Annotated in this window: 21 protein-coding genes and 1 tRNA gene; 6 read left to right on the forward strand and 16 right to left on the reverse strand. The window is 69.3% G+C overall.

Going from position 1 to position 21,458, the window contains the following annotated elements:
- On the reverse strand, nt 1–263 hold a 263-nt coding region (locus E4M00_RS00005; RefSeq protein WP_135118537.1), incomplete at its 3' end, for a 50S ribosomal protein L25.
- 319 nt (nt 264–582) lie between these two features.
- On the opposite strand from E4M00_RS00005, the gene gnd reads away from it, so the two are divergent.
- Nucleotides 583–1,995, forward strand: coding sequence for an NADP-dependent phosphogluconate dehydrogenase (gnd, locus tag E4M00_RS00010; protein ID WP_240036822.1), 1,413 nt, complete (start codon nt 583–585; stop codon nt 1,993–1,995).
- Nucleotides 1,996–1,998: 3 nt separating this feature from the next.
- On the opposite strand, the gene E4M00_RS00015 is transcribed toward gnd, so the two are convergent.
- Nucleotides 1,999–3,246 (reverse strand): APC family permease, encoded by a 1,248-nt coding sequence (locus E4M00_RS00015; protein ID WP_240036727.1) that lies wholly within the window; start codon nt 3,244–3,246, stop codon nt 1,999–2,001.
- Nucleotides 3,247–3,294: 48 nt separating this feature from the next.
- On the opposite strand from E4M00_RS00015, the gene E4M00_RS00020 reads away from it, so the two are divergent.
- Complete coding sequence (locus E4M00_RS00020) at nt 3,295–3,657, forward strand: hypothetical protein (RefSeq protein ID WP_135118540.1); 363 nt, start codon at nt 3,295–3,297, stop codon at nt 3,655–3,657.
- A gap of 1 nt (nt 3,658) precedes the next feature.
- Here the strand turns inward: E4M00_RS00020 and E4M00_RS00025 are convergent, their stop codons facing one another.
- Nucleotides 3,659–4,519, reverse strand: coding sequence for a helix-turn-helix domain-containing protein (locus E4M00_RS00025; RefSeq protein WP_135118541.1), 861 nt, complete (start codon nt 4,517–4,519; stop codon nt 3,659–3,661).
- A 111-nt stretch (nt 4,520–4,630) separates the two neighbouring features.
- On the opposite strand from E4M00_RS00025, the gene E4M00_RS00030 reads away from it, so the two are divergent.
- Nucleotides 4,631–5,326, forward strand: a complete 696-nt coding sequence (locus tag E4M00_RS00030; protein ID WP_135118542.1) for an SDR family NAD(P)-dependent oxidoreductase — start codon at nt 4,631–4,633, stop codon at nt 5,324–5,326.
- A gap of 18 nt (nt 5,327–5,344) precedes the next feature.
- On the opposite strand, the gene E4M00_RS00035 is transcribed toward E4M00_RS00030, so the two are convergent.
- Complete coding sequence (locus tag E4M00_RS00035; protein WP_135119169.1) at nt 5,345–7,039, reverse strand: long-chain-fatty-acid--CoA ligase; 1,695 nt, start codon at nt 7,037–7,039, stop codon at nt 5,345–5,347.
- 192 nt (nt 7,040–7,231) lie between these two features.
- On the opposite strand from E4M00_RS00035, the gene E4M00_RS00040 reads away from it, so the two are divergent.
- On the forward strand, nt 7,232–7,855 hold the full coding sequence (locus tag E4M00_RS00040) for a hypothetical protein (protein ID WP_135118543.1): 624 nt from the start codon (nt 7,232–7,234) through the stop codon (nt 7,853–7,855).
- A 21-nt stretch (nt 7,856–7,876) separates the two neighbouring features.
- Here E4M00_RS00040 and E4M00_RS00045 read toward each other — a convergent pair whose 3' ends face one another.
- From E4M00_RS00045 to E4M00_RS00055, 3 genes are all read right to left on the reverse strand, one after another.
- Nucleotides 7,877–8,854, reverse strand: a complete 978-nt coding sequence (locus E4M00_RS00045) for a ribose-phosphate diphosphokinase (RefSeq protein ID WP_056166854.1) — start codon at nt 8,852–8,854, stop codon at nt 7,877–7,879.
- Nucleotides 8,855–8,888: 34 nt separating this feature from the next.
- Nucleotides 8,889–10,325 carry a bifunctional UDP-N-acetylglucosamine diphosphorylase/glucosamine-1-phosphate N-acetyltransferase GlmU gene (gene glmU / locus E4M00_RS00050; protein ID WP_135118544.1) on the reverse strand — a complete coding sequence of 479 codons (1,437 nt, stop codon included), beginning with the start codon at nt 10,323–10,325 and terminating at the stop codon, nt 8,889–8,891.
- Nucleotides 10,326–10,353: 28 nt separating this feature from the next.
- Nucleotides 10,354–10,425: transfer RNA gene (locus tag E4M00_RS00055), tRNA-Gln, on the reverse strand.
- A 97-nt stretch (nt 10,426–10,522) separates the two neighbouring features.
- On the opposite strand from E4M00_RS00055, the gene E4M00_RS00060 reads away from it, so the two are divergent.
- A complete protein-coding gene (locus tag E4M00_RS00060; protein WP_135118545.1) occupies nt 10,523–11,014 on the forward strand; it encodes a MarR family winged helix-turn-helix transcriptional regulator in 492 nt (163 codons plus the stop codon).
- On the opposite strand, the gene E4M00_RS00065 is transcribed toward E4M00_RS00060, so the two are convergent.
- On the reverse strand, nt 10,995–11,780 hold the full coding sequence (locus tag E4M00_RS00065; protein WP_135118546.1) for a TMEM175 family protein: 786 nt from the start codon (nt 11,778–11,780) through the stop codon (nt 10,995–10,997). The genes E4M00_RS00060 and E4M00_RS00065 overlap by 20 nt on opposite strands.
- Nucleotides 11,781–11,806: 26 nt before the next feature.
- On the opposite strand from E4M00_RS00065, the gene E4M00_RS00070 reads away from it, so the two are divergent.
- Entirely contained in the window at nt 11,807–12,325 is a 519-nt protein-coding gene (locus E4M00_RS00070; protein ID WP_135118547.1) for a pyridoxine/pyridoxamine 5'-phosphate oxidase, read from the forward strand.
- A gap of 19 nt (nt 12,326–12,344) precedes the next feature.
- On the opposite strand, the gene E4M00_RS00075 is transcribed toward E4M00_RS00070, so the two are convergent.
- From E4M00_RS00075 to metG, 8 genes are all read right to left on the reverse strand, one after another.
- On the reverse strand, nt 12,345–13,004 hold the full coding sequence (locus tag E4M00_RS00075; RefSeq protein ID WP_056166847.1) for a methionine ABC transporter permease: 660 nt from the start codon (nt 13,002–13,004) through the stop codon (nt 12,345–12,347).
- Nucleotides 13,004–14,032: a methionine ABC transporter ATP-binding protein gene (locus tag E4M00_RS00080; RefSeq protein ID WP_135118548.1), complete on the reverse strand. Its 1,029-nt coding sequence runs from the start codon at nt 14,030–14,032 to the stop codon at nt 13,004–13,006. Before E4M00_RS00080 ends, E4M00_RS00075 begins: the two co-directional genes overlap by 1 nt.
- 9 nt (nt 14,033–14,041) lie before the next feature.
- Nucleotides 14,042–14,950, reverse strand: a complete 909-nt coding sequence (locus E4M00_RS00085; RefSeq protein WP_135118549.1) for a MetQ/NlpA family ABC transporter substrate-binding protein — start codon at nt 14,948–14,950, stop codon at nt 14,042–14,044.
- A 146-nt stretch (nt 14,951–15,096) separates the two neighbouring features.
- Nucleotides 15,097–16,917, reverse strand: coding sequence for an ABC-F family ATP-binding cassette domain-containing protein (locus E4M00_RS00090; RefSeq protein ID WP_135118550.1), 1,821 nt, complete (start codon nt 16,915–16,917; stop codon nt 15,097–15,099).
- 184 nt (nt 16,918–17,101) lie between these two features.
- Nucleotides 17,102–18,037 carry a 4-(cytidine 5'-diphospho)-2-C-methyl-D-erythritol kinase gene (locus E4M00_RS00095; RefSeq protein WP_135118551.1) on the reverse strand — a complete coding sequence of 312 codons (936 nt, stop codon included), beginning with the start codon at nt 18,035–18,037 and terminating at the stop codon, nt 17,102–17,104.
- A gap of 32 nt (nt 18,038–18,069) precedes the next feature.
- Nucleotides 18,070–18,939, reverse strand: coding sequence for a 16S rRNA (adenine(1518)-N(6)/adenine(1519)-N(6))-dimethyltransferase RsmA (gene rsmA, locus E4M00_RS00100; RefSeq protein ID WP_135118552.1), 870 nt, complete (start codon nt 18,937–18,939; stop codon nt 18,070–18,072).
- On the reverse strand, nt 18,936–19,871 hold the full coding sequence (locus tag E4M00_RS00105; protein ID WP_135118553.1) for a TatD family hydrolase: 936 nt from the start codon (nt 19,869–19,871) through the stop codon (nt 18,936–18,938). Before E4M00_RS00105 ends, rsmA begins: the two co-directional genes overlap by 4 nt.
- Complete coding sequence (gene metG / locus E4M00_RS00110; RefSeq protein WP_135118554.1) at nt 19,864–21,426, reverse strand: methionine--tRNA ligase; 1,563 nt, start codon at nt 21,424–21,426, stop codon at nt 19,864–19,866. The genes E4M00_RS00105 and metG overlap by 8 nt, the downstream gene beginning before the upstream one ends.
- Between the last annotated feature and the right edge of the window lie 32 nt (nt 21,427–21,458).

Genomic DNA, 21,458 nt, shown 5'->3' on the forward strand with positions numbered 1-21,458 from the left:
TGCTCGATGATCTGGCGGACCGGGTCCTTCTGCACGTCCTTGACGAGCACGAGCTCGGTCTTGCCGTCGATGTCGAGCTCGAGCAGGGCGTTGGCCTTGCGGAGGATGAGTCCGATCTGGTGGGCGGGCAGGGTCACGTGGCGGGGGTCCGAGCCGTGGCCGTAGATGACGGCCGGGATCTTGCCGACGGCGCGGATCTTGCGGGCAGCGCCCTTGCCGAAGGACTCGCGAACCTCGGCGACAACCTTGTTGTCATCACTCATGATGTATCTCCTTGCGGGCTCGTGGCCCAGATCAGTGGTCTGTGTGTTCAACTCGAACGCATGTCAGCGTGAGGAAAAGCCAGGGGAAGCCGCATCCGCCGCGTCGATAACGGATGCCGGAGCATCCCTCGCCGAAGTCTTCAGTCCCCTTGCACCGCGAGCGGCACGGGAAACCAGTCTGTGAGTCTATCAGGCCCGAGCCGTGCCGCAGCACGGCGTCACAGAGGAGCGCCGACACTACGCTGGAAGTCGACTATCGAAGGAGAGCGAAATCGTGCCAGAGGCAACTGCAAACATCGGCGTCGTCGGCTTGGCCGTCATGGGTTCCAACCTGGCGCGCAACCTCGCCAGCCGTGAGGGCAACACCGTGTCGATCTTCAACAGGTCGTACGAGAAGACCCAGACCCTCCTCGACGAGCACCCCGAGGCCGAGTTCGTCCCGGCCTCCACGTACGCCGAGTTCGCCGCCTCCCTCACCACCCCGCGCACCGCGATCATCATGGTGCAGGCCGGAAAGGGCACCGACGCCGTCATCGACGCGCTGACCGAGGTCTTCGAGCCCGGCGACATCATCGTCGACGGCGGCAACGCGCTCTTCACAGACACCATCCGCCGCGAGAAGGCCGTGCGCGAGACCGGGATCAACTTCGTCGGCGCCGGAATCTCCGGAGGCGAGGAGGGCGCGCTCAACGGCCCGTCGATCATGCCCGGTGGATCCGACGAGTCGTGGGTGACCCTCGGCCCCATCCTCAAGTCGATCGCGGCCGTCGCCGAGGGCGAGCCCTGCGTCACCCACGTCGGCCACGACGGCGCCGGACACTTCGTCAAGATGGTGCACAACGGCATCGAGTACGCCGACATGCAGCTGATCGGCGAGGCCTACGACCTCATCCGTCGCGGCACGGGCAAGTCGCCGGCCGAGATCGCCGACATCTTCTCCGAGTGGAACCGGGGCGAGCTCGAGAGCTACCTCATCGAGATCACGGCCGAGGTGCTGCGCCAGGTCGACGCCGAGACCGGCGAACCTCTCGTCGACGTCATCCTCGACCAGGCCGGGGCCAAGGGCACCGGCGCCTGGACTGTGCAGACCGCCCTCGACCTGGGCATCCCGGTGTCGGGCATCGCCGAGGCCGTGTTCGCTCGCTCGCTGTCGTCGAAGCCGGCCCAGCGGGCTGCGGCATCCGACCTCCCCGGCCCGTCTGAGGCCTGGACCGTGGCGGATGCCGACAAGGACGCGTTCGTCGAGGACGTGCGCCGCGCCCTCTACGCGTCGAAGATCGTCGCCTACTCGCAGGGCTTCGACGAGATCGTCGCCGGTGCCGAGCAGTACGGCTGGGACATCAAGAAGGGCGACATCGCCGCCATCTGGCGCGGTGGCTGCATCATCCGTGCGCGCTTCCTCAACCGCATCACCGAGGCGTACGCGGCAGACCCCGGTCTGGTCGCGCTGCTCACGGCGCCGTACTTCGCCGAGGCGCTCACCGGAACCCAGGAGGCGTGGCGTCGCGTCGTCGTCGTGGCGGCCCAGGCCGGTATCCCGTCGCCGGCGTTCTCGTCGAGCCTGGCGTACTACGACGGCCTGCGTGCCGACCGCCTGCCGGCCGCCCTCATCCAGGGCCAGCGCGACTTCTTCGGTGCCCACACCTACAAGCGCGTCGACAAGGACGGCACCTTCCACACCCTGTGGTCGGGCGACCGCACCGAGATCGAGTCGGCCGGGTCCGGCCACTGAGGCTCACTCGCTCGGTGGGGCCTTCACGCTCAACGAGCGAGTGATCAGCCCGATCGCCAGCACCACCACGGTGCCGACGATGGCCTGCCACGGCAGCGTGAGCGCGAGCAGCACGCATCCGGCGAGCCCGATCCACTGCACGGCGTGCGGCAGCCAGCGCTCCGAGCGCGGTTGCCGCAGGGCCGAGGCGTGCGCGATCGCGTAGTAGCCGAGTACGGCGCAGGCCGAGAATCCGACCAGCTGGCGCGGATCGAGCAGCACGACGGCCGCGATCGCGATCAGGGCCACGGATGCCTCGGCCACGACGGGGGCGTGGGTGCGGGTCGAGATGCGGCTGAGCGCGCCGGGCAGGTCACCCTCGCGCGCCATCGCGAGCGAGGTGCGGCTGAGGCCGGCGAGGATGCCGATGAGGGAGCCGAGGCTGGCGATGGCAGCCACCACGCTCGCGACGACGGGCCAGGCCACGCCTCCGAGGGCGGTCGACGCGAGGTCGGCGAGAGGCGACGTCGACGAGGCCAGCCCATCGACCCCGAGCACGCTCAGGCAGAAAGCACCGACGACGGCGTAGAGCACGAGCGCCACCGCCAGGGCGGTGATGATCGCGCGCGGCAGCGTGCGCTGCGGATCGCGCACCTCCTCCCCCAGCGTCGCCATGCGGGCGTATCCGGCGAAGCAGAAGAACAGCAGGCCCGCCGACTGCAGCACGCCGTACCATCCGGCATCCGTCGCCCCGAGATCGACGATGGGGCCGTCAGCAGCTCCCGAGAGCGCCGTCGCAACGAGCACGGCGACCAGTCCGGCGCCGACGACGGTCACGATCGCGAGGCTCACCCGCGCCGTGCTGCGGATGCCGGTCGCGTTGACGGCGGCGAGAACGACCAGAACGCCGACGGCCACGCCCTTCGCCTGCTCGGGCCAGAGGTAGCTCCCGGCGATGAGCGCGATGGCGGCGGCCGAAGCCGTCTTGCCCCAGACGAAGAGCCAGCCGGCAGCGAAGCCCGTCCACGGTCCGATGGCGGCCCGCCCGAAGGCGTAGGCGCCGCCCGACACGGGGTGCGCCATGGCCAACTGCGCCGTGCTCAGCGCGTTGAGCGATGCGACGATGCCGGCGATCACCAGGCCGATGAGCAGCGCTCCCCCTGCTGCGGCTGCCGCGGGCGCCCAGACGAAGAACACACCGGCGCCGATCATCGACGCCAGTCCGATTCCGACGGCCTGTCCTGTGCCGATGCGGCGTTCGAGGGTACTCACCCGAGTGACCTTAGCGATCGGGCGTGAACGTTTGTTAGGGTCGCCCCTATGACGACGCATCCGGAGCTTCTGGGCTCCGACGAGGACGACGACGATTCCGGTCGTCCGTCGCTCGGCGCCCGTCGCAGCCGCATGCTGCGCGCCGTCGTCTGGATCGGCATCGTCGCTCTCGTGCTGCCGGGCATCCTGGTGACCTGGGGCGTCGCCCAGGGCACGGCCTCACGCGCCTGCGCGACCTACGCCGCCTATCTGCGGCCGGATGCCGGCGGCTCGTCCGTCGGCTTCGAGGTGTTCGCAGCCGGCGGCCCGGGCTGGCAGTGCTACGCCGTGAGCACCAGCGGACCGAAAGAGTACCTCGGTTCGCTCGGGCTCATCCCCTCGGCGCCGCACATGCCGGGCCAGACCGCCTGACTCAGCCGCCGGCGACCGGCGTCGGCCTCGCAGGCGGCACCGCGCCGAGCACCCGCACGAGGTCGAGCTTCTCGGCATCCGTCGATCCCGCTGCGGCCGAATAGGCCACGATCCGCAACTCGGAACCCTGCACGAGCAACACGTCGCAGTCGAGGGTGAGCTCGCCGACGGCCGGATGCAGCAGGGTCTTGCGCGCCGCCGCGTGGTCGGAGACGTCGCCGCGCGCCCAGAGTTCACCGAAGCGCGGCGACTCCGCCCGGAGACCGGCCACGAGCTCCGCCAGCGGCCGGTCCCGTGGGTACCGCGACGTCGCCGCCCGCAGGTCGGCCACCATCCCGACCTCGAAGGCGTCGACCTCGGCACCGACGTGCACGACGCGGCCGCCCTCCCCATGGAAGTGCCGCCACGGGAGGTTGCGGTGCAGCGGTTCGACAGGCACGGGGCCCATGAGCGCCTCCCACAACGGGTTGGCCATCACGAAGGTCCAGCGGGCGTCGAAGACGCCGACGGGGAGATCCCGCATCCGTTCCACCATGCGCTGCACGCCTGGAGTGACGTGCGTGTCGACGACACCGGTCGACGGCGGGGCGACGTCGGCGAGCCTGAACAGATGGTCGCGCTCCGGGGTCGAGAGCCGCAGCGACCTGGCCAGAGCCGCGAGCACCTGGGCGGACGGATGCCGGGCCCTGCCCTGCTCGAGCCTGGTCAGGTAGTCGACCGACAGGCCGGATGCGGCAGCCACCTCCTCACGCCGGAGTCCCGGCGAGCGCCGCTGACCTGTCGCGATCCCGGCGTCGACCGGGTCGGCGCGGTCTCGCCAGACCCGGAGCATGCGTCCCAGTTCGCGATCGTCGGAAGTCATCTCTCGAGTATCGCGCGTGCAGCGGGTGCCCGGCAGGCGTCGGGTGGCCCTGTCGGACCCAGGCTCGCCGGACGACTGCCTGAGCCCTTCCGAGGCCTGCACGCTGGAACCATGACGATCTCACTCATCACCGGGGCCAACAAGGGCCTCGGATTCGAAACCGCCCGCACTCTCATCGGCCTCGGCCACACCGTCTACCTCGGGGCCCGCGATCCGGAGCGCGGTGCCGCATCGGCATCCGCCCTCGGAGCCCGATTCGTACAGCTCGACGTGACCGATGACGCCTCCGTCGCCGCCGCGGCCGGCCTCATCGCCTCCGAGGAGGGCCACCTCGACGTGCTCGTGAACAACGCGGGCATCTCGGGAAGCCACACTCCCCTGTGCGACACCGCAGCCGGGGACCTCGAGGACGTGTTCGCCACCAACGTGTTCGGCATCGTGCGCGTGATGCACGCCTTCATCCCACTGCTCGAGAAGTCAGACTCCCCCGTGGTCGTGAACGTGGGCAGCGGCATGGGCTCGCTCGCCGTGACGACGGACCCCGACCGTCTCGAGTCCACCCTCAACACCCTCGGCTACCCGGCGTCGAAGACCGCCGTCTCGATGCTCACCTCGCAGTACGCGAAGGGCCTGCCGGGCATGAGGGTGAACGTGGTGGACCCGGGCTACACGGCCACGGATCTCAACGGCCGCCTCGGAACGCAGACCGTGGAGCAGGGCGCTGCCGCCATCGTGCGGATGGCGACGATCGCAGCAGACGGACCGACGGGCACCTTCACGGATGCCGCAGGCACCGTGCCCTGGTGACGACCGAGGCGCGCGGCCTCAGCCGTTCAGCAGCTGGTCGCGCACCTGACGGCGGATGACCTTGCCGATGAGCGACTTCGGCAGCTCGTCGACGGCCACGATGCGCTTCGGCACCTTGTAGGCGGTGAGCTGGTCGCGGGCGAGGTCGCGGATGGACTGCTCGTCGAGTTCCGCGCCCTCCCGGAGCACGACGGCGGCCACGACCTTCTCACCGCTGTGCACATCGGGCAGGCCCACGACGGCGGCGTCGACGACGTCGGGGTGCGTGCGCAACGCCTCCTCGACCTCGCTCGGTGCCACGTTGAACCCGCCGGTGATGATGAGCTCCTTGATGCGGTCGACGATCCGCACGAAGCCGTCGGAGTCGAGCGCCACGATGTCTCCGGTGCGGAACCAGTCAGCACCGCCGTCCGTCGCCGAGACGAACACGGCCGCACTCTCGTCGGGCTTCTTCCAGTAGCCGGAGAAGACCTGGGGACCGCGCACGATCAGCTCGCCCTCCTCATCGGTGGCCCGGTCCTGCGTCGGGTCCTCGGGGTCGACGACCCGCACCTCGGTCGACGACAGCGGGAGTCCGACGGTTCCGGCCTTCCGGTTGGGGGCGACGGGGTTGGCCATCAGCACCGGAGACGTCTCCGAGAGCCCGTAGCCCTCGACGAGGTAGCCGCCCGTGAGCGCCTCCCACGGCTCGACGACCTCGGCCGAGAGCGGCATCGCACCAGAGATGGCGATCTGGATGCCGGCGAGCGACACCCCCTCCTTCTCGGCGGCCTGCCGCAGGCGCTCGTAGATGGGAGGCACGGCGGGAAGGAAGGTCGCCGGATGCTTCTTCATGACGGCCAGCACCAGGGCGGGGTCGAACTTGGGGAACAGCACCAACCGCGATCCCATGCTCATCGCGAAGGTGAGGCAGAGGGTGAGGCCGTAGGCGTGGAACATCGGCAGCACCGCGTAGACCACGCTGGTTCCGCGCTCGATCGTGGGCACCCAGGCACGCGACTGGGCCGCGTTGGCGGCCAGGTTGAGGTGGGTGAGGGTTGCGCCCTTCGGGTTGCCGGTGGTGCCGCTGGTGTACTGGATGAGGGCGACATCGTCGACGGATGGCGCCACGATGTGCTCGTCGACGGGCGACGCCTTCAGCAGCTCCTCCCACGACGTCGTGCCGCGCACCTTCGTGGTGAGGGCGTCACGCGACTCGCGGGCCTTGGCGACGGGCAGCTTGAGGGCCGTTCGGGTGAGGAAGGGCATGGCCCGGGTCACGTCGATCGAGATGATCGTCTCGACAGCGACGTCGGACGGGAAGGCCTGGATGGTGGCGACGACCTTGTTCCACGCGATGACGACGGTGGCGCCGTGATCCTCGAACTGGTGCCGCAGCTCGCGCGGCGTGTAGAGCGGGTTGTGCTCGATCACGATGGCGCCGAGCCTCAGCACGGCGTAGAACGCGGCGACGTGCTGGGGGCAGTTCGGGAGCACCAGGGCGACGGTGTCGCCCTTCTGCACGCCGAGCAGGCGCAGCCCCTCTGCTGCACGGTCGACCTGGGCACCGAGCTCGGCGTACGTGGTCGTGCGGCCGAAGAACTCGAGCGCGACGTTGTCGGGATACTGGCGCACCGAGGCGGCGAGCATGTCGTACAGCGAACCGTCGGGCAGGTCGATGTCGTGGGGCACGCCCTCGGCGTACGAGTCGAGCCAGGGGCGTGGGGTCGTGATCACACCTTTACAGTAGCGCCGGGGCCGTGTTCAGGCCGCCCTGCTACCCTCGCCCGAAGGCCCATGACCCCCGAACGCATCCGTCCTCGTCCCCCGTCGCGGCACTCCGCGACGCGACGTGCTGCGCCCGCGGCTACGGCAGCGTCGGCGTCGGCGTCGGCGCCGGCCGCGCGTCGGCATCCGCGCAATCGGATGGCAATCCCGGCTGCCCTGGCGGTCATCGCCTGGGGCGCCGCCATGATGATGGCTCCCCCGCCGCTCCCGAGCGCCGCGGATACGGCCCGGACGGCGGCGCAGTCGAGCGCGGCCCAGCTGCCGGCGCAGTCGCTCACCGTCGACGGAACGGTTCCGGACATCTCGGTCGTGCGCGACGGCTATACAGCCACCGACGGCGCCCAGACTCTCGCGGCCAACGGCACCAACTACGACTGGGCGAAGCTCGTGCTGGTCTTCGCCGGCTGGCCGACCACCGAGAGCAACATCACGGTCATCACCCGGTGGATGCGCCAGGAGAACGGCGTCGACAACTGGTGGAACCGCAACAACCCCTTGAACAACGGTTGGGGCTCCGGCGGCGGAAGCGGTCTGGGCAGCTACGACTCGCTGGTGACGGCGGCGGAGAACTGCGCCGACGCCCTACACCGCAACTCGGGCTACACCGCCATCGCCGCGGGCTTCGCAGCCTCGGCCCCGACGGGCGAGATCGAGGCGGCCATCTGGGCGTCGCCGTGGGCGTCGAGCCACTACGCGAACGGCTCGCACTGGAGCTCTCGACCCGCAGACGTCGTCAAGGCTCCCGACGACGCCTGGGGCTGAGCGGGTCCGCTCGGGTGCTCCCTACGCGGCGCCGTCGAACATCGACGTGACCGACTCGTCGTTGAAGACGGCGTCGATGGCCTGGGCGAGCAGCGGCGCGATCGGCAGGATCGTGAGCTTGTCGAAGCGCTTCTCCTCGGGCACCGGCAGGGTGTCGGTGACGACGACCTCATCGACGGCGTCGCTCTGCAGGATCTGCGTCGCCGGATCGCTGAAGACGGCGTGCGTCGCCGCGACGACGACGCCGATGGCGCCTGCCGCCTTGAGGGCCTCTGCCGCCTTCACGATCGTGCGTCCGGTGTCGATCAGGTCATCGACCAGCAGACAGACACGGCCGTTGACCTCACCGACGATCTCGTGCACCGAGACCTGGTTCGGCACCAGCGGGTCGCGGCGCTTGTGGATGATGGCGAGGGGGACGCCTAGCTTGTCGCTCCAGATGTCGGCGACGCGCACCCGGCCCATGTCGGGCGAGACCACGGTGAGGGTGGCCGGATCGAGCTTGGACTGGAAGTGCTCGAGCAGCACGGGCATGGCGAAGAGGTGGTCGACGGGGCCGTCGAAGAAGCCCTGGATCTGGGCGGCGTGCAGGTCGACGCTCATGATGCGGTCGGCGCCGGCGGCCTTGTACAGGTCGGCGACGAGTCGGGCGCTGATCGGCTCGCGGCCGCGGCCCTTCTTGTCCTGGCGGGCGTAGGGGTAGAACGGCGAAACGACGGTGATGCGCTTCGCGGAGGCGCGCTTGAGGGCGTCGACCATGATGAGCTGCTCCATGAGCCACTCGTTGATGGGAGAGGTGTGCGACTGGATCACGAAGGCGTCGCACCCGCGCACGCTCTCGTCGAAGCGCGCGTAGATCTCGCCGTTGGCGAAGGTGCGGGCATCCGTCGGGATGAGCTCGCTGCCGAGTTCGGCCGCGATGTCGGCGGCGAGCTGCGGATGCGCTCGCCCCGACACGAGGACGAGGTGCTTCTGGCCGGTGATATTGATTCCGGACACTCGGACTCCGCTCTGCTCGACGGTACGGTGACCGCTAGTCATCTGACGCCGGGGTGGCGGCCTGGGCCGCCGCATCGGCGGCCGTTCCTGGACGCTTCCGGCTGACCCAGCCGTCGAGATTGCGCTGCTGCGCGACCGAGATGGCGAGGGCTCCGGGCGGGACATCCTTTCGGACGACCGTTCCGGCGCCGGTGTACGCTCCGTCACCAATCCTAACGGGGGCGACGAAGACGCCGTGCGACCCCGTGCGAACGTGAGAGCCCACTTCCGAGCGGTTCTTCTCGACTCCGTCGTAGTTGGCGAAGATGGACCCGGCGCCGATGTTCGAGCCCTCGCCGATCGTCGCGTCGCCGACGTAGGAGAGGTGCGGCACCTTGCTGCCGACGCCGATGTTCGCGTTCTTGGTCTCGACGAAGGCGCCGATCTTGCCGTCGGCGCCGAGGATGGTGCCGGGGCGCAGGTACGAGAACGGGCCGACCGTCGCGCCGGCCTCGATCACGCTGAGGGTCGCATCCGTTCGCTTGACCGTCGCTCCCTCGCCCACCTCGGTGTCGACCAGAGTGGTGTCGGGGCCGATCACGGCTCCGGTGGCGATGACGGATGCCCCGAGGATCTGCGTGCCGGGCTTCACGGTGACATCGGGGGCGAGTGTCGCCTTCACATCGATCCACGTGGTCGCCGGGTCCTGGATGGTGACTCCGGCCAGCTGCCAGCCGCGCACGATGAGCGCGTTCAGCTGCAGTGCGGCCTCGGACAGCTGGGCGCGATCGTTGATGCCGGCCACGAGCCACGCCTCGTCGACGGGGACGGCCGCGACCTCGCTGCCCGCTGCACGCAGCAGTCCGATGACGTCGGTGAGGTACTTCTCGCCCTGCGCGTTGTCTGTCGTCACGTGGGCGAGCTGGTCGCGCAGCTCGTTCACACCGAAGACGTAGATGCCGGCGTTGGCCTCGCCGATGGCGCGCTCGGCCTCGGTCGCGTCTTTCTGCTCGACGATGCGGTCGAAGGCGCCGGCGTCGGTGCGCACGATGCGGCCGTAGCCCGTGACATCGGGCGGGAACAGCGACATGACGCTCGCGGCGGCGGCATCGGCCCGGTGCGCCTCGATGAAGCGGCCGAGGGTGTCGGCGTCGAGCAGCGGGACGTCGCCGTTCACCACGAGCACCTCGCCCGAGAATCCGGCGGGAAGCGCCTCGATCGCGAGCTCCACGGCGCGGCCGGTGCCCGCCACCTCGTCCTGGTCGACGATCACGCTCTCGGGCATGTCGACGCCGATCACGGCGGCGACGCGGTCGCGCTCGTAGCGCACGACGCTGATCACGTGGGCCGCGTCGAGCTTGCGTGCCGTCGCGAGCACGTGCGAGACGATCGGCATGCCGCCGAGCGGATGCAGCAGCTTCGGCAGCGACGACTTCATCCGCGTGCCCTGGCCGGCGGCGAGCACGACGATCGCGAGGTTCTGGTCGGTCATGGTGTCTCCCCTGGTGTGTTTCGAAGGGCTCCGCCGCCAGGACTCGAACCTGGACCTAACAGCTCCAAAGGCTGTCGTGCTGCCATTACACCACGGCGGACCACGCCTGACCGCTGGTCCAACGCGCCCTCCAGTCTGCCAGAACGGATGCCGTGGCCGTGACGCGCCCGGCGGCATCCGAACGGGATAATGGAGCCATGCCGAGCAATGACGAGGTCGACCGCATCGTGGATGCGTGGGGACGCGAGCGCCCCGATCTCGATTTCTCCCCCCTGCAGGTGCTCTCCCGCGTCGGCAGGCTCGCGAAGCACCTCGACCGCGAGCGTCGCAGCGCCTTCTCGCGCGCCGGACTCGAGTCGTGGGAGTTCGACGTGCTCTCGGCGCTCCGCCGAGCCGGAGCTCCGTACCAGCTCTCCCCCAAGCAGTTGCTGCAGCAGACCCTGGTCTCCAGCGGCACCATGACGAACCGCATCGACAGGCTCGTCGACCTCGGGCTCGTGACCCGCCAGACCGACCCGCGCGACGGCCGGGGCGTGCTGGTCGTGATGACCGCAGCCGGCCTCGCCCAGGTCGATGCCGCCATCACCCAGTTGGTCGAGGCCGAGGCCGATCTCCTCGACACCCTCAGCGCCTCGGATCAGGATCGTCTGGCGGGTCTCCTCCGCAAGCTCAGTCTCGACTTCGACTGAGCGCCGCCGCGGCCTCCACGGCCGCGATGGCGAGGTCCTCCTCCTCGATCCGCTCGTTCTCGGCCGTGCGCGCCTCGACCCGGATCGCCACCAGCTTCTCGCTGCGTCGCTGGTTCGGCAGCGGCAGCCGCGTGGTGATCACGGCCAGCGGAATGATGAGGATCCACGAGTACATCGCCCACACGGGATCGATGAACAGCGCGATCGGGATCGACACCAGGAAGATCGCCGGTGCAGGGAACTGGTTGCGCACGCTCAGGGCGTAGACGTCGAAGTCGATGTCGTCCTGGATGAAGTCGTGGCGCCAGGCGTACACCCAGATCCACAGCTGGACCAGGCTGATACCCGCGACGTCGAGGGCGTACAGGGTGACGGTGATCGGCACCTGGTACATGGTCAGGGCGATGGTGGCGACCGGCAGCAACGCGATGAGGAACAGGAACACGAGGTTGATGCGCTGCAGTGGGGTGTCGTAGCGACTGATGACGCTGAACTTGCGGTGGTGGGTGATCCAGTTCGCCCCGATGATGGTGAAGCTGAGCGCATAGGCTCCGAACACCCCGATGTCGTCGAGCAGGGCCTGCCCGATCTCGGCCTCGGGCACCTCGGGGATGTGGATCTCCAGCACGAGCAGCGTCATCGCGATGGCCATGACGGCGTCGCTGAAGAAGACGGTGCGCTCGGTGTTCCTCCCCCGGGTCAGCAGGCGTGCGTACCGACTCTCCGCGCCGGTGCGGCGTGCGACGCGCTCGGTCCGATCAGCCATGGGGCGAGCCTAATAGGGTGAGGCAGGTGAGTGAATCCTTCAGGCGGATGCTGCGTGCCCTTCCCGACTTCCCCGACGAGCTCCCCGAGTTCGATCCCGAGACGGCGCCGTCGGATCCCGTCGAGCTGTTCCGGGACTGGCTCGAGGTCGCTGTGGTCCGCGGCATCCGTCAGCCCCATGCGTTCTCCCTGGCGACGACGGATGCCGCCGGCCTGGTGTCGTCGCGCATGCTGATCCTGAAGGACATCGACGCGAGCGGGTGGTGGTTCGCCACCTCCAGGCTGTCGCGCAAGGGCCGCGAGCTCGAGCAGAACACCGCGGTCGCGCTCAACTTCTTCTGGGCCGAACTCGGCCGGCAGGTGCGGGTGACCGGCGATGCCGTCGAGCTCTCGGACGAGGTGTCGGCAGCGGACTGGGCGGCCCGCCCCAGCGCCGACGGCGCGACGAACCCCGCGTGGCAGGTCTACGCCGTGCGGCCCCGGGAGATCGAGTTCTGGCAGGCACGTCACGACCGCAACCACATCCGGCACCGCTACGACTTCTGAGCGCCGAGGCCGTACCGCGTCAGCGCCTCAGCGCCACCCGCGCCAGCCTGTTGCCGACGAACTGGGCGATCTGCACGAACACGACGATGAGCAGCACCGCAGCCCAGGTGACGACCGGCTCGAACTGCCTGTAGCCGTAGAGCTGCGCGAAGTAGCCCAGGCCGCCGCCGCCGATGAGGCCGGCCACGGCCGACATGTCGACGATCGCCACGAAGATGAAGGTGTAGCCGAGGATGAGGGGGCCGAGCGCTTCGGGGATCACGATGGTTCGGAGGATGCGGTAGGGACCTGCTCCCATCGACCGGGCCGCCTCGATGACGCCGGGTGAGACCGTCACGAGGTTCTGCTCGACGATGCGGGCTATGGCGAACGACGCCGCGAGCGAGAGCGCGAAGATGACCGCGTTGATGCCGATTCCGGTGCCGATGATCATGCGCGAGAGCGGCTGCACTGCGGCGATGAAGATGATGAACGGGATGGGCCGGAAGAAGTTGATCACGACGTTCAGCACGACGAAGATCGCCTTGTTGGGCAGCAGGCTGCCCGCGCGCGTGGCGTAGAGCACGAGCCCCATCAGCAGGCCGGCGGCACCGCCGATGAGGAGGGTGATCGAGACCATGTACAGGGTCTCGCCTGCCGCCTTCCAGAACTCGTCCTGGAGATCGATCAGGGCATCCATCAGCGCACCTCCGTCACGTGCGTGCTCTGGCCGATGCGCACGATGGCGGCGTCGATGGCCGTGTCGTCGCCGCGGAGCGCAAGCGTGAGGTGGCCGAACGCGCGGCCCTGGATGTCGTTGATGCCGCCGTAGACGAGCTCGAAGGCGACCCCGGCGTTGACGATCTCGAGGAAGACCGCGGCCTGGTCGGCGTTGCCGTCCCGGAACGAGATGGTGACGATGCGTCCGATGTGGCGCTCCTGCAGCACGGCCAGCTCGGCGGGCGACGGGATGCCCTTGATCACCGTCGACACGAAACGTCGCGACGAGGCGTTCTGCGGATTCGAGAAGACGTCGAACACGTCGCCCTTCTCGATGACCCGTCCGCCGTCCATGACGGCGACCTTGGTGGCGATCGACTGGATCACGTCCATCTCGTGGGTGATCACGACGATCGTCACGCCGAACTCGGTGTTCACGCGCTTCAGCAGCGCGAGCACCTCCTGCGTGGTCTCGGGGTCGAGGGCGCTGGTCGCCTCGTCGGCGAGCAGGATGCGCGGTTCGGTCGCGAGTGCACGAGCGACGCCGACGCGTTGCTTCTGACCGCCCGAGAGCTGGTCGGGGTAGCTGCGGGCCTTCTCGCGGAGCCCCACGAAGTCGAGCAGCTCGTCGACCCTGGCGGCGATCCGCTCCTTGGGCCAGCCGGCGACCCTCAGGGGGTAGGCGACGTTGTTCCACACGTTCTTCGCGTTGAACAGGTTGAACTGCTGGAAGATCATGCCGATCCCGAGGCGGACGGAGCGGAGCTCCCGCTCCGGCCGCCCCGAGATCTCCTCGCCGTCGATGATCACGCTGCCGTCGCTCACGGGCTCCAAGGCGTTGATGAGCCGCACGAGCGTGCTCTTGCCCGCCCCGGAGTACCCGATGATGCCGTAGACGTCGCCGGCCTCGATGTCGAGGGAGACGTCGTCGATGGCGACGATCCGCTCACCGCCCTTGTCGGGTGATGGGTAGGTCTTGGTGACGTTGCGCAGACTGACGAGGCTCACGCGGTGCGCTCAGCCGTTCTTCCGGGTGTCGGCCTCGACGGTCTTGAGGGAGGCCTCGAGGTCGGCGACCGGGGTCTTCAGGGCGACGGCCGTTCCACCGGATGCCTCGAGCAGACCGTCCTGCACAGCCTGGGTGTCCTGGAAGATCTCGACCAGCTTCTTGTACGTCTTGTTGTCCTTGTCCTCGGCCTTGGCGGCGAAGATGTTGACGTACGGGAGGGCGGAGGCATCGGCGGGGTCGTCCTGCGCGATGGCGTCGGAGGCCTTCAGCCCGGCGTCCTCGACGTAGTCGTTGTTGATGATCGCCGCGGCGACGTCGGGAAGCGACGACGGCGTGAGCGATGCCTCGAGCGTCGTCACCTTCACCTTGGACTTGTCGGTGTCGATGTCGTTCAGGCCGGAGTAGATGCTGCCCCCGTCCTTGAGGCTGACGAGGCCGGCCGACTGCAGCACGAGGAGTCCGCGCGCGAGGTTGGCGTCGTCATCCGGGATGGCGACGGTGTCGCCCTTCTTGATGTCGTCGACGGAGGTGTACTTCGTGGAGTACAGGCCCAGCGGGTAGATGGCGGTGGAGCCGATCGGAACGAGGTCCTCGTCGGCCGACACGTTGTAGCCCGCGAGGTAGACGATGTGCTGGAACTGGTTGAGGTCGAGCTCGCCCTCGGTAAGGGCGGGGTTCGGCTGCGCGTAGTCGGCGAAGTCGACGAGGTCGACCGTGATGCCCTCCTCCTTGGCGGCCTCGACGAAGGGCGCCCACTGCGGGTCGCTCTTGCCGACCACACCGATGGTGACGGTGTCGTCAGCGTCGTCGCCGGACGCGCTGGCGGATCCGTTGGCGCACCCCGAGAGGGCGAAGACGAGGGGAATCGCGGCGAGGGCCGCGACGAGAGACAGGGACTTCTTGCTGCTGCGTGACATGTCTTCGACGCTAGCCAGCGTCTCCGTCACAGGCGGAATCGGCGGGTCACACTTCGTCACCTCGGGGTCGGGAACGGGGTACGGCCCGCCACCGCCCGGCGGTCGCCGCCATGCGCCGCCCTTCCGCCGCCGCCCTCGACCCGAGGTCAGCCCTCGAGCAGCTCCGACACCTCGAGCCAGCGCACCTCGAGGTCGGCCACGGTCGACTCGAGCTTCTGCAGCTCGCCGGTGATGGCGCCGAGGCCGGCGTAGTCGCTCTGGTCGTGCACGGCGAGCTTCTCGTGGGCCGCGGCGATCTCCCCCTGGTACTTCTTGAGGCGTCGGTCGAGGGAGGAGAGCTCCTTCTCGGCGTTGCGCTTGTCCGCTCCGCCGAGGGCCGGCTTGCCGGGCGTCGACGAGCCTCCGGACGCAGCCGCGGCTCCGGATGCGGCGGGCTTGCGCGCGGCATCCGCCGACGCATCCGTCACCCCACGACGCAGCTCGAGGTACTGCTCGACGCCGCGGGGCAGGTGCCTGAAGTGGCCGTCCATGACGGCGTACTGCTGGTCGGTGACGCGCTCGATGAGGTAGCGGTCGTGGCTCACGACGAGGAGCGTGCCGGGCCAGGAGTCGAGGAGGTCCTCGATGGCGGCGAGCATGTCGGTGTCGAGGTCGTTCGTGGGCTCGTCGAGGATGAGCACGTTCGGCTCGTCGAGCAGGATGAGGAGCAGCTGCAGGCGCCGCTTCTGCCCGCCCGAGAGGTCCTTGATAGGCGTGGCCAGCTGGGCGCTGGTGAAGCCGAGGCGCTCGAGCAGCTGCCCGGGCGTGAGCTCCTTGCCGCCGGCGACGTAGCTCGACCGCTGCCTGCCGATGATGGTCGAGACGCGCTCGTGCTGCACGTCCTTCAGCTCGGCGAGCTCCTGGGTGAGGCTCGCGATGCGCACAGTGGTGCCGCGCTTGACCTTGCCGCTCGTGGGCCTGACCGTCCCGGTCACGAGGCCGAGCAGCGTCGACTTGCCGGCGCCGTTGACACCGAGGACGCCGGTGCGCTCCCCCGGTGCGATGCGCCACTCGATGTCCTTGAGGATGGTGCGGCCGTCGTAGACGACGCTGGCATCGAGGATGTCGACGACGTCCTTGCCGAGGCGCGAGGTCGCCATCTGCTTGAGCTCGACGGTGTCGCGGGGCGGCGGCTCGTTCTCGATCAGCTCGTTGGCCGCATCGATGCGGAACTTGGGCTTGGCGGTGCGGGCTGGGGCGCCGCGGCGCAGCCAGGCGAGCTCCTTGCGCATGAGGTTCTGGCGCTTCGCCTCGCTCGCCGCCGACATGCGATCGCGCTCGACGCGCTGCAGGATGTAGGCCGCGTAGCCGCCCTCGAACGGTTCGATGATCTGGTCGTGGACCTCCCAGGTGTAGTTGCACACCTCGTCGAGGAACCAGCGATCGTGGGTCACGACGATGAGCCCGCCGGAGTTCTGCGCCCACCGCTTGCGGAGGTGCCCGGCGAGCCAAGCGATGCCCTCGACGTCGAGGTGGTTGGTGGGCTCGTCGAGGAAGATGACGTCGTGGTCGGCGACCAGCAGGGCGGCGAGCCCGACGCGACGGCGCTGACCGCCCGAGAGGGTTCCGACGACGGCGTCCCACGGCACGTCGCCGAGGAGCCCGCCGATCACGTCGCGGGCCTGGGCATCTCCGGCCCACACGTGCTCGTCGATGCCGCCGACGACTGCCTGGGCCACGGTCAGGGTCTGGTCGACGGTGTCCGACTGGTCGAGCATGCCGATGTCGACGCCGCGTCGACGCGTGACGCGCCCGCCGTCGGGTTCGATGCGGCCGGCGAGCAGGCGCAGCAACGTCGACTTGCCGTCGCCGTTCTTGCCGACGACGCCGACGCGATCGCCCTCATTGAGGCCGACGGTGACGCCGTCGAAGATGACGCGCGTGGGGAATTCGAGTCGCAGCTTCTCGCCGCCGAGCAGGTGTGCCATATCCGGTCAACACTACCCGCGCGGGCTGGCGACGGATTCCGCCGCCGGGCTCGCCCTGACGCTCGAGGGGTCCCGGTGACCTGGCGGAGTTCCGGTGACCGGGCGGAGGCAGGACCATCCGCCGTGTCACCGAACCTCCGCCGAGTCGACGGTTCCCGGTCACGGACAGCGCGGATGCCGCGGCTCAGTCGTGCAGCAAGCGCGCGCCGTGCACCGGGGCCGTGGCACGCACGGCGGTGAGGCGGGCTGCCGAGAGGGCGACCTGCAGCTCGAGCGCCGAGTCGGCGTCCTGGGCGAGGAACGCGACGGTGGGGCCGGAGCCCGAGACGATGCCGGCGAGGGCGCCGTTCTCCTCGCCGAGTTCGAGGATGTGGCCGAGGCCGGGAGCCAGGTGCAGAGCGGCGGCCTGCAGGTCGTTCGACAGGGCGTTGGCGAGCATGCGGGCGTCTCCGGCTCGCAGCGCCTGCAGCACCTCGGCGTCGACCGTGGGCGCGGTCTCTGCGGGCTGGATGTCGCGGGCGTTGCGGGTGCGGTGCCGGTCGAGTTCCTCGTACACGGCGGGCGTCGACATGCCGAACTCCGCGATGGCGAGCACCCAGTGGAAGGTGCCCTTGGCCAGCGCCGGGCTGAGCTGGTCGCCTCGGCCGGTGCCGATGGCCGTCCCCCCGAGCAGGGCGAACGGGACGTCGGCGCCGAGCTTCGCGCCCAGGGTGATGAGCTCGTCGCGGGTGAGCTCGGTGCCCCACAGCGCGTCGCAGGCGAGCAGGGTGGCTGCGGCATCCGCAGACCCGCCTCCCATGCCTCCGGCGATGGGCACGTGCTTCTCGACCTCGAGTCGCGCTCCCCCGCGGAATCCCGTCTTGCGGGCGAGCAGGCGGGCCGCCTTGATGGCCAGGTTGCTGCCGTCCGTGGCGAGCCCCGAGGTGTCGACGCTGCCGGTGAACGAGACCGAGAAGTCGTCGGCGGGGTACGCGCGCACGTCCTCGAACAGCGACACCGCCTGATAGGCCGAGGCGACATCGTGGTAGCCGTCGTCCTGGCGGGCGCCGACCTTGAAGAAGACGTTGATCTTGCCCGGAGCCCGTGCGTGCGCGACAGGCGATGCGGCGGGCAGGGTCATGCTTCTAACCTAGCCCGGATAGCGGTGACGAGTCAGTCGGTGAGGTGCGATGCCCGCGCGATGGCGAGGAAGTCGTGAACCGTCAGCTCCTCGCCGCGAGCCGTCGGCTTCACGCCGGCCGCCTCCATGGCGGCGGATGCCGTGGCGGAGTCGCCGAGCACGCCCGAGAGCGACTGCCGCAGCATCTTGCGACGCTGCTGGAAGGCGCCGTCGACGAGGGCGAAGGTGGCGAGCCGCTCGGCCTCCGTCCCGATGGCGTCGGTGCGTCGTTCGAAGCCGACGAGCACGGAGTCGACGTTGGGCACCGGCCAGAACACCTGCCGGCTCACGGTGCCGGCAGTGCGCCAGTCGCCGTACCAGGCGGCCTTGACGCTCGGGCTCCCGTAGACCTTCGATCCGGGCAGCGCCGCGATCCGGAACCCGACCTCGGCCTGCACCATGACGATGCCGGCGTGGATCGACGGGAAGTGCTCGAGGAAGTGCAGCAGCACGGGCACAGAGATGTTGTACGGCAGGTTCGCCACCAGGCGCACGGGGGCACCGGGCAGCTCGAGGATGCGCAGGGCGTCCTGGTGCACGACCTCGAGGGCGGCATCCGGCTGCATCAGCGACACTGTCTTCGGCAGCTGCTCGGCCAGGCGTCCGTCGATCTCGACGGCGATGACGGATGCTCCGGCCTCGGTGAGCCCGAGGGTGAGCGAGCCGAGCCCCGGCCCGATCTCGACGACCTGCTCGCCCGCCTGCACCCCGGCGGTCTTGACGATGCGGCGCACGGTGTTGGCGTCGATGACGAAGTTCTGGCCGAGCTTCTTGGTCGGCGTGACGCCCAGCAGGTCGGCGAGATCACGGATCTCCGCCGGTCCGAGGAGGCGGGCCCCGCCTGCGCTGTGCTCTCCGCTCATGCGAATCCTCCTGACGGGACGGCGGAGCCGCGAGCGGGCTCGGCGTCCCAGGTTCCATAGACCCGCTCGGTGTTGGAGCTGATCTGGGCGGCGAGCACCGAGACGTCGGTGTCGAGGTAGCCGGCCATGGCCCGCAGGGTGTGCGGGATGAGGTACGGCGCGTTCGGTCGTCCGCGCAGCGGCGTGGGCGTGAGGAACGGGGCGTCGGTCTCGACGAGCACCAGCTCGCGCGGGGCGACGGCGAGGGACTCGCGCAGGTTGTCGGCGTTCTTGAACGTCACGTTGCCGGCGAAGGAGAGGTACCAGCCGTTCTCGGCGCACACCCCGGCCATCTCGGCGTCGCCGGAATAGCAGTGGAACACCGTGCGCTCGGGGGCACCGACCCGCAGCAGCGTGGCGATGACCGCGGCGTGGGCGTCGCGATCATGGATCTGCAGAGCGAGGCCGTGCCTCTTCGCGATGTCGATGTGGGCCTCGAAGGAGCGTTGCTGGGCCGCGTGTCCCTCGGCACTCTCGGTGCGGAAGTAATCGAGCCCGGTCTCGCCGACGGCGACCACTCTGGGCTGCCCGGCGAGCCGGTCGATCTCGGCGATGGATTCGTCGAGTTCGCCGCGCAGGGCGTACTCGGCGGCCTCGTTGGGGTGGATCGCCACGGCGGCGAGCATGCGCGGCTCGATCGCCGCCGTCGCGGCTGACCAGCGCGAGGTCTCGACGTCACCGCCGACCTGGATCACTCCACGCACGCCGACGGATGCCGCGCGGTCGAGGTGCTCGCGGTAGTCGAGCCCCTCGCCATCGGCGATCTCGAGGTGCGTGTGGTTGTCGTACACGCCGACGGAGAGCGGCTCGGGCAGAGGCGGGTAGTTCAGGTCGCGTCCGGCGGTCTGCTCGCGGACGCGCACGAAGTCGCCTGTCGGCTCCTCGTTACTCACCACTCGCCTCGATGCGCGGGAACAGGGCCTCGAGGGGGGCGACGGATGCTCCGCCGGTCCACTCCCATGCCCGGTCGATGCGCTGGTCGGTGACGGAGCCCTCGCCGCCGAGGGCGGTCCAGAGCTTCGCCGTCGCCTTCGGCGTCACCGGCGAGAGCAGCACGGCCAGAGTGCCGAGGCCGCGCACGACCGTGGCCAGCACGGTCTCGAGGCGTGCCCGATTGGCCGGGTCCTTCGCCAGAGCCCACGGCTCCTGCTCCGTGATGTAGAGGTTGAGGGCGTCGACGAGCTCCCAGATCGAGGCGATCGCCTCGTGGATGGCGAGGCGCGAGATGGCCTCGCTGGCGGCATCCGTCACCGACCGCTCGAGAGCGACGATGGCCTCCTCGGCCGGCGTCAGCCCGCCGGCCGTCGGGATGACGCCGTCGCAGTAGCGCGACACCATGGCGATGACCCGCGAGGCGAGGTTGCCGAAGCCGTTCGCGAGTTCGGCCTGGTAGCGGGCGGCGAGGTCCTCCCACGAGAATGAGCCGTCCTGGCCGAAGGAGATGGCGCGCAGGAAGTAGTAGCGGAACGCATCCGACCCGAAGGTGTCGATGATCTGCGATGGCGCGATGCCGGTGAGCTTGGACTTGCTCATCTTCTCGCCGCCGACGAGCAGCCAGCCGTGGCCGAAGACCTGCTTCGGAACCTCGAGCCCTGCAGCCAGCAGCATGGCGGGCCAGATGACCGCGTGGAAGCGCAGGATGTCCTTTCCGACGATGTGAGTGGCCGGCCAGCGGCGGGCGAACTCCTCATCGTCGGCGCCGTAGCCGACGGCCGTGATGTAGTTGAGCAGGGCGTCGAACCAGACGTAGACGACGTGCGACTCGTCCCACGGCACCTTCACGCCCCAGTCGAACGAGGTGCGCGAGATGGAGAGGTCGGCGAGCCCGGACTTCACGAACGAGACGACCTCGTTGCGGGCGCTCTCGGGCTGAACGAAGTCGGGACGCTCCTCGTAGAGGGCGAGCAACTGGTCGGCGAAGGCGCTCATGCGGAAGAAGTAGTTCTTCTCGTTGAGCAGTTCGACGGGCTTGGAGTGGATGGCGCAGACCTTCTGCCCCTCGTAGTCGCCCTCGCCGTCGACGAGGTCGCCCGGCTGCTTGTACTCCTCGCAGCCGACGCAGTAGTACCCCTGGAACTCGCCCGTGTAGATGTGTCCGGCGTCGTAGAGGTGCTGCAGGAACTTCTGCACGTTGGTCTCGTGGCGCTCGTCCGTCGTGCGGATGAAGTCGTCGTTCGACAGGTCGACGATCTCGAGCAGCGGCTTCCACGCCTCGGCCACGAGCTTGTCGACCCATTCCTTCGGGGTGACGCCGTTGGCCGTCGCCGTGCGCAGGATCTTCTGGCCGTGCTCGTCGGTTCCCGTGAGCGACCAGGTGTCGTCGCCGCTCTGGCGGTGCCAGCGTGCGAGCACGTCCGCGGCGACCTCCGTGTAGGCGTGCCCGATGTGGGGAACGTCGTTCACGTAGAAGATCGGCGTGGTGATGTAGAAGGAGGAGCCGTCGGACATGCTGACCATCCTATTCGGCGCGCCGAGGCCAC

This window comes from Orlajensenia leifsoniae (assembly GCF_004570845.1).
Taxonomy (GTDB): domain Bacteria; phylum Actinomycetota; class Actinomycetes; order Actinomycetales; family Microbacteriaceae; genus Orlajensenia; species Orlajensenia leifsoniae.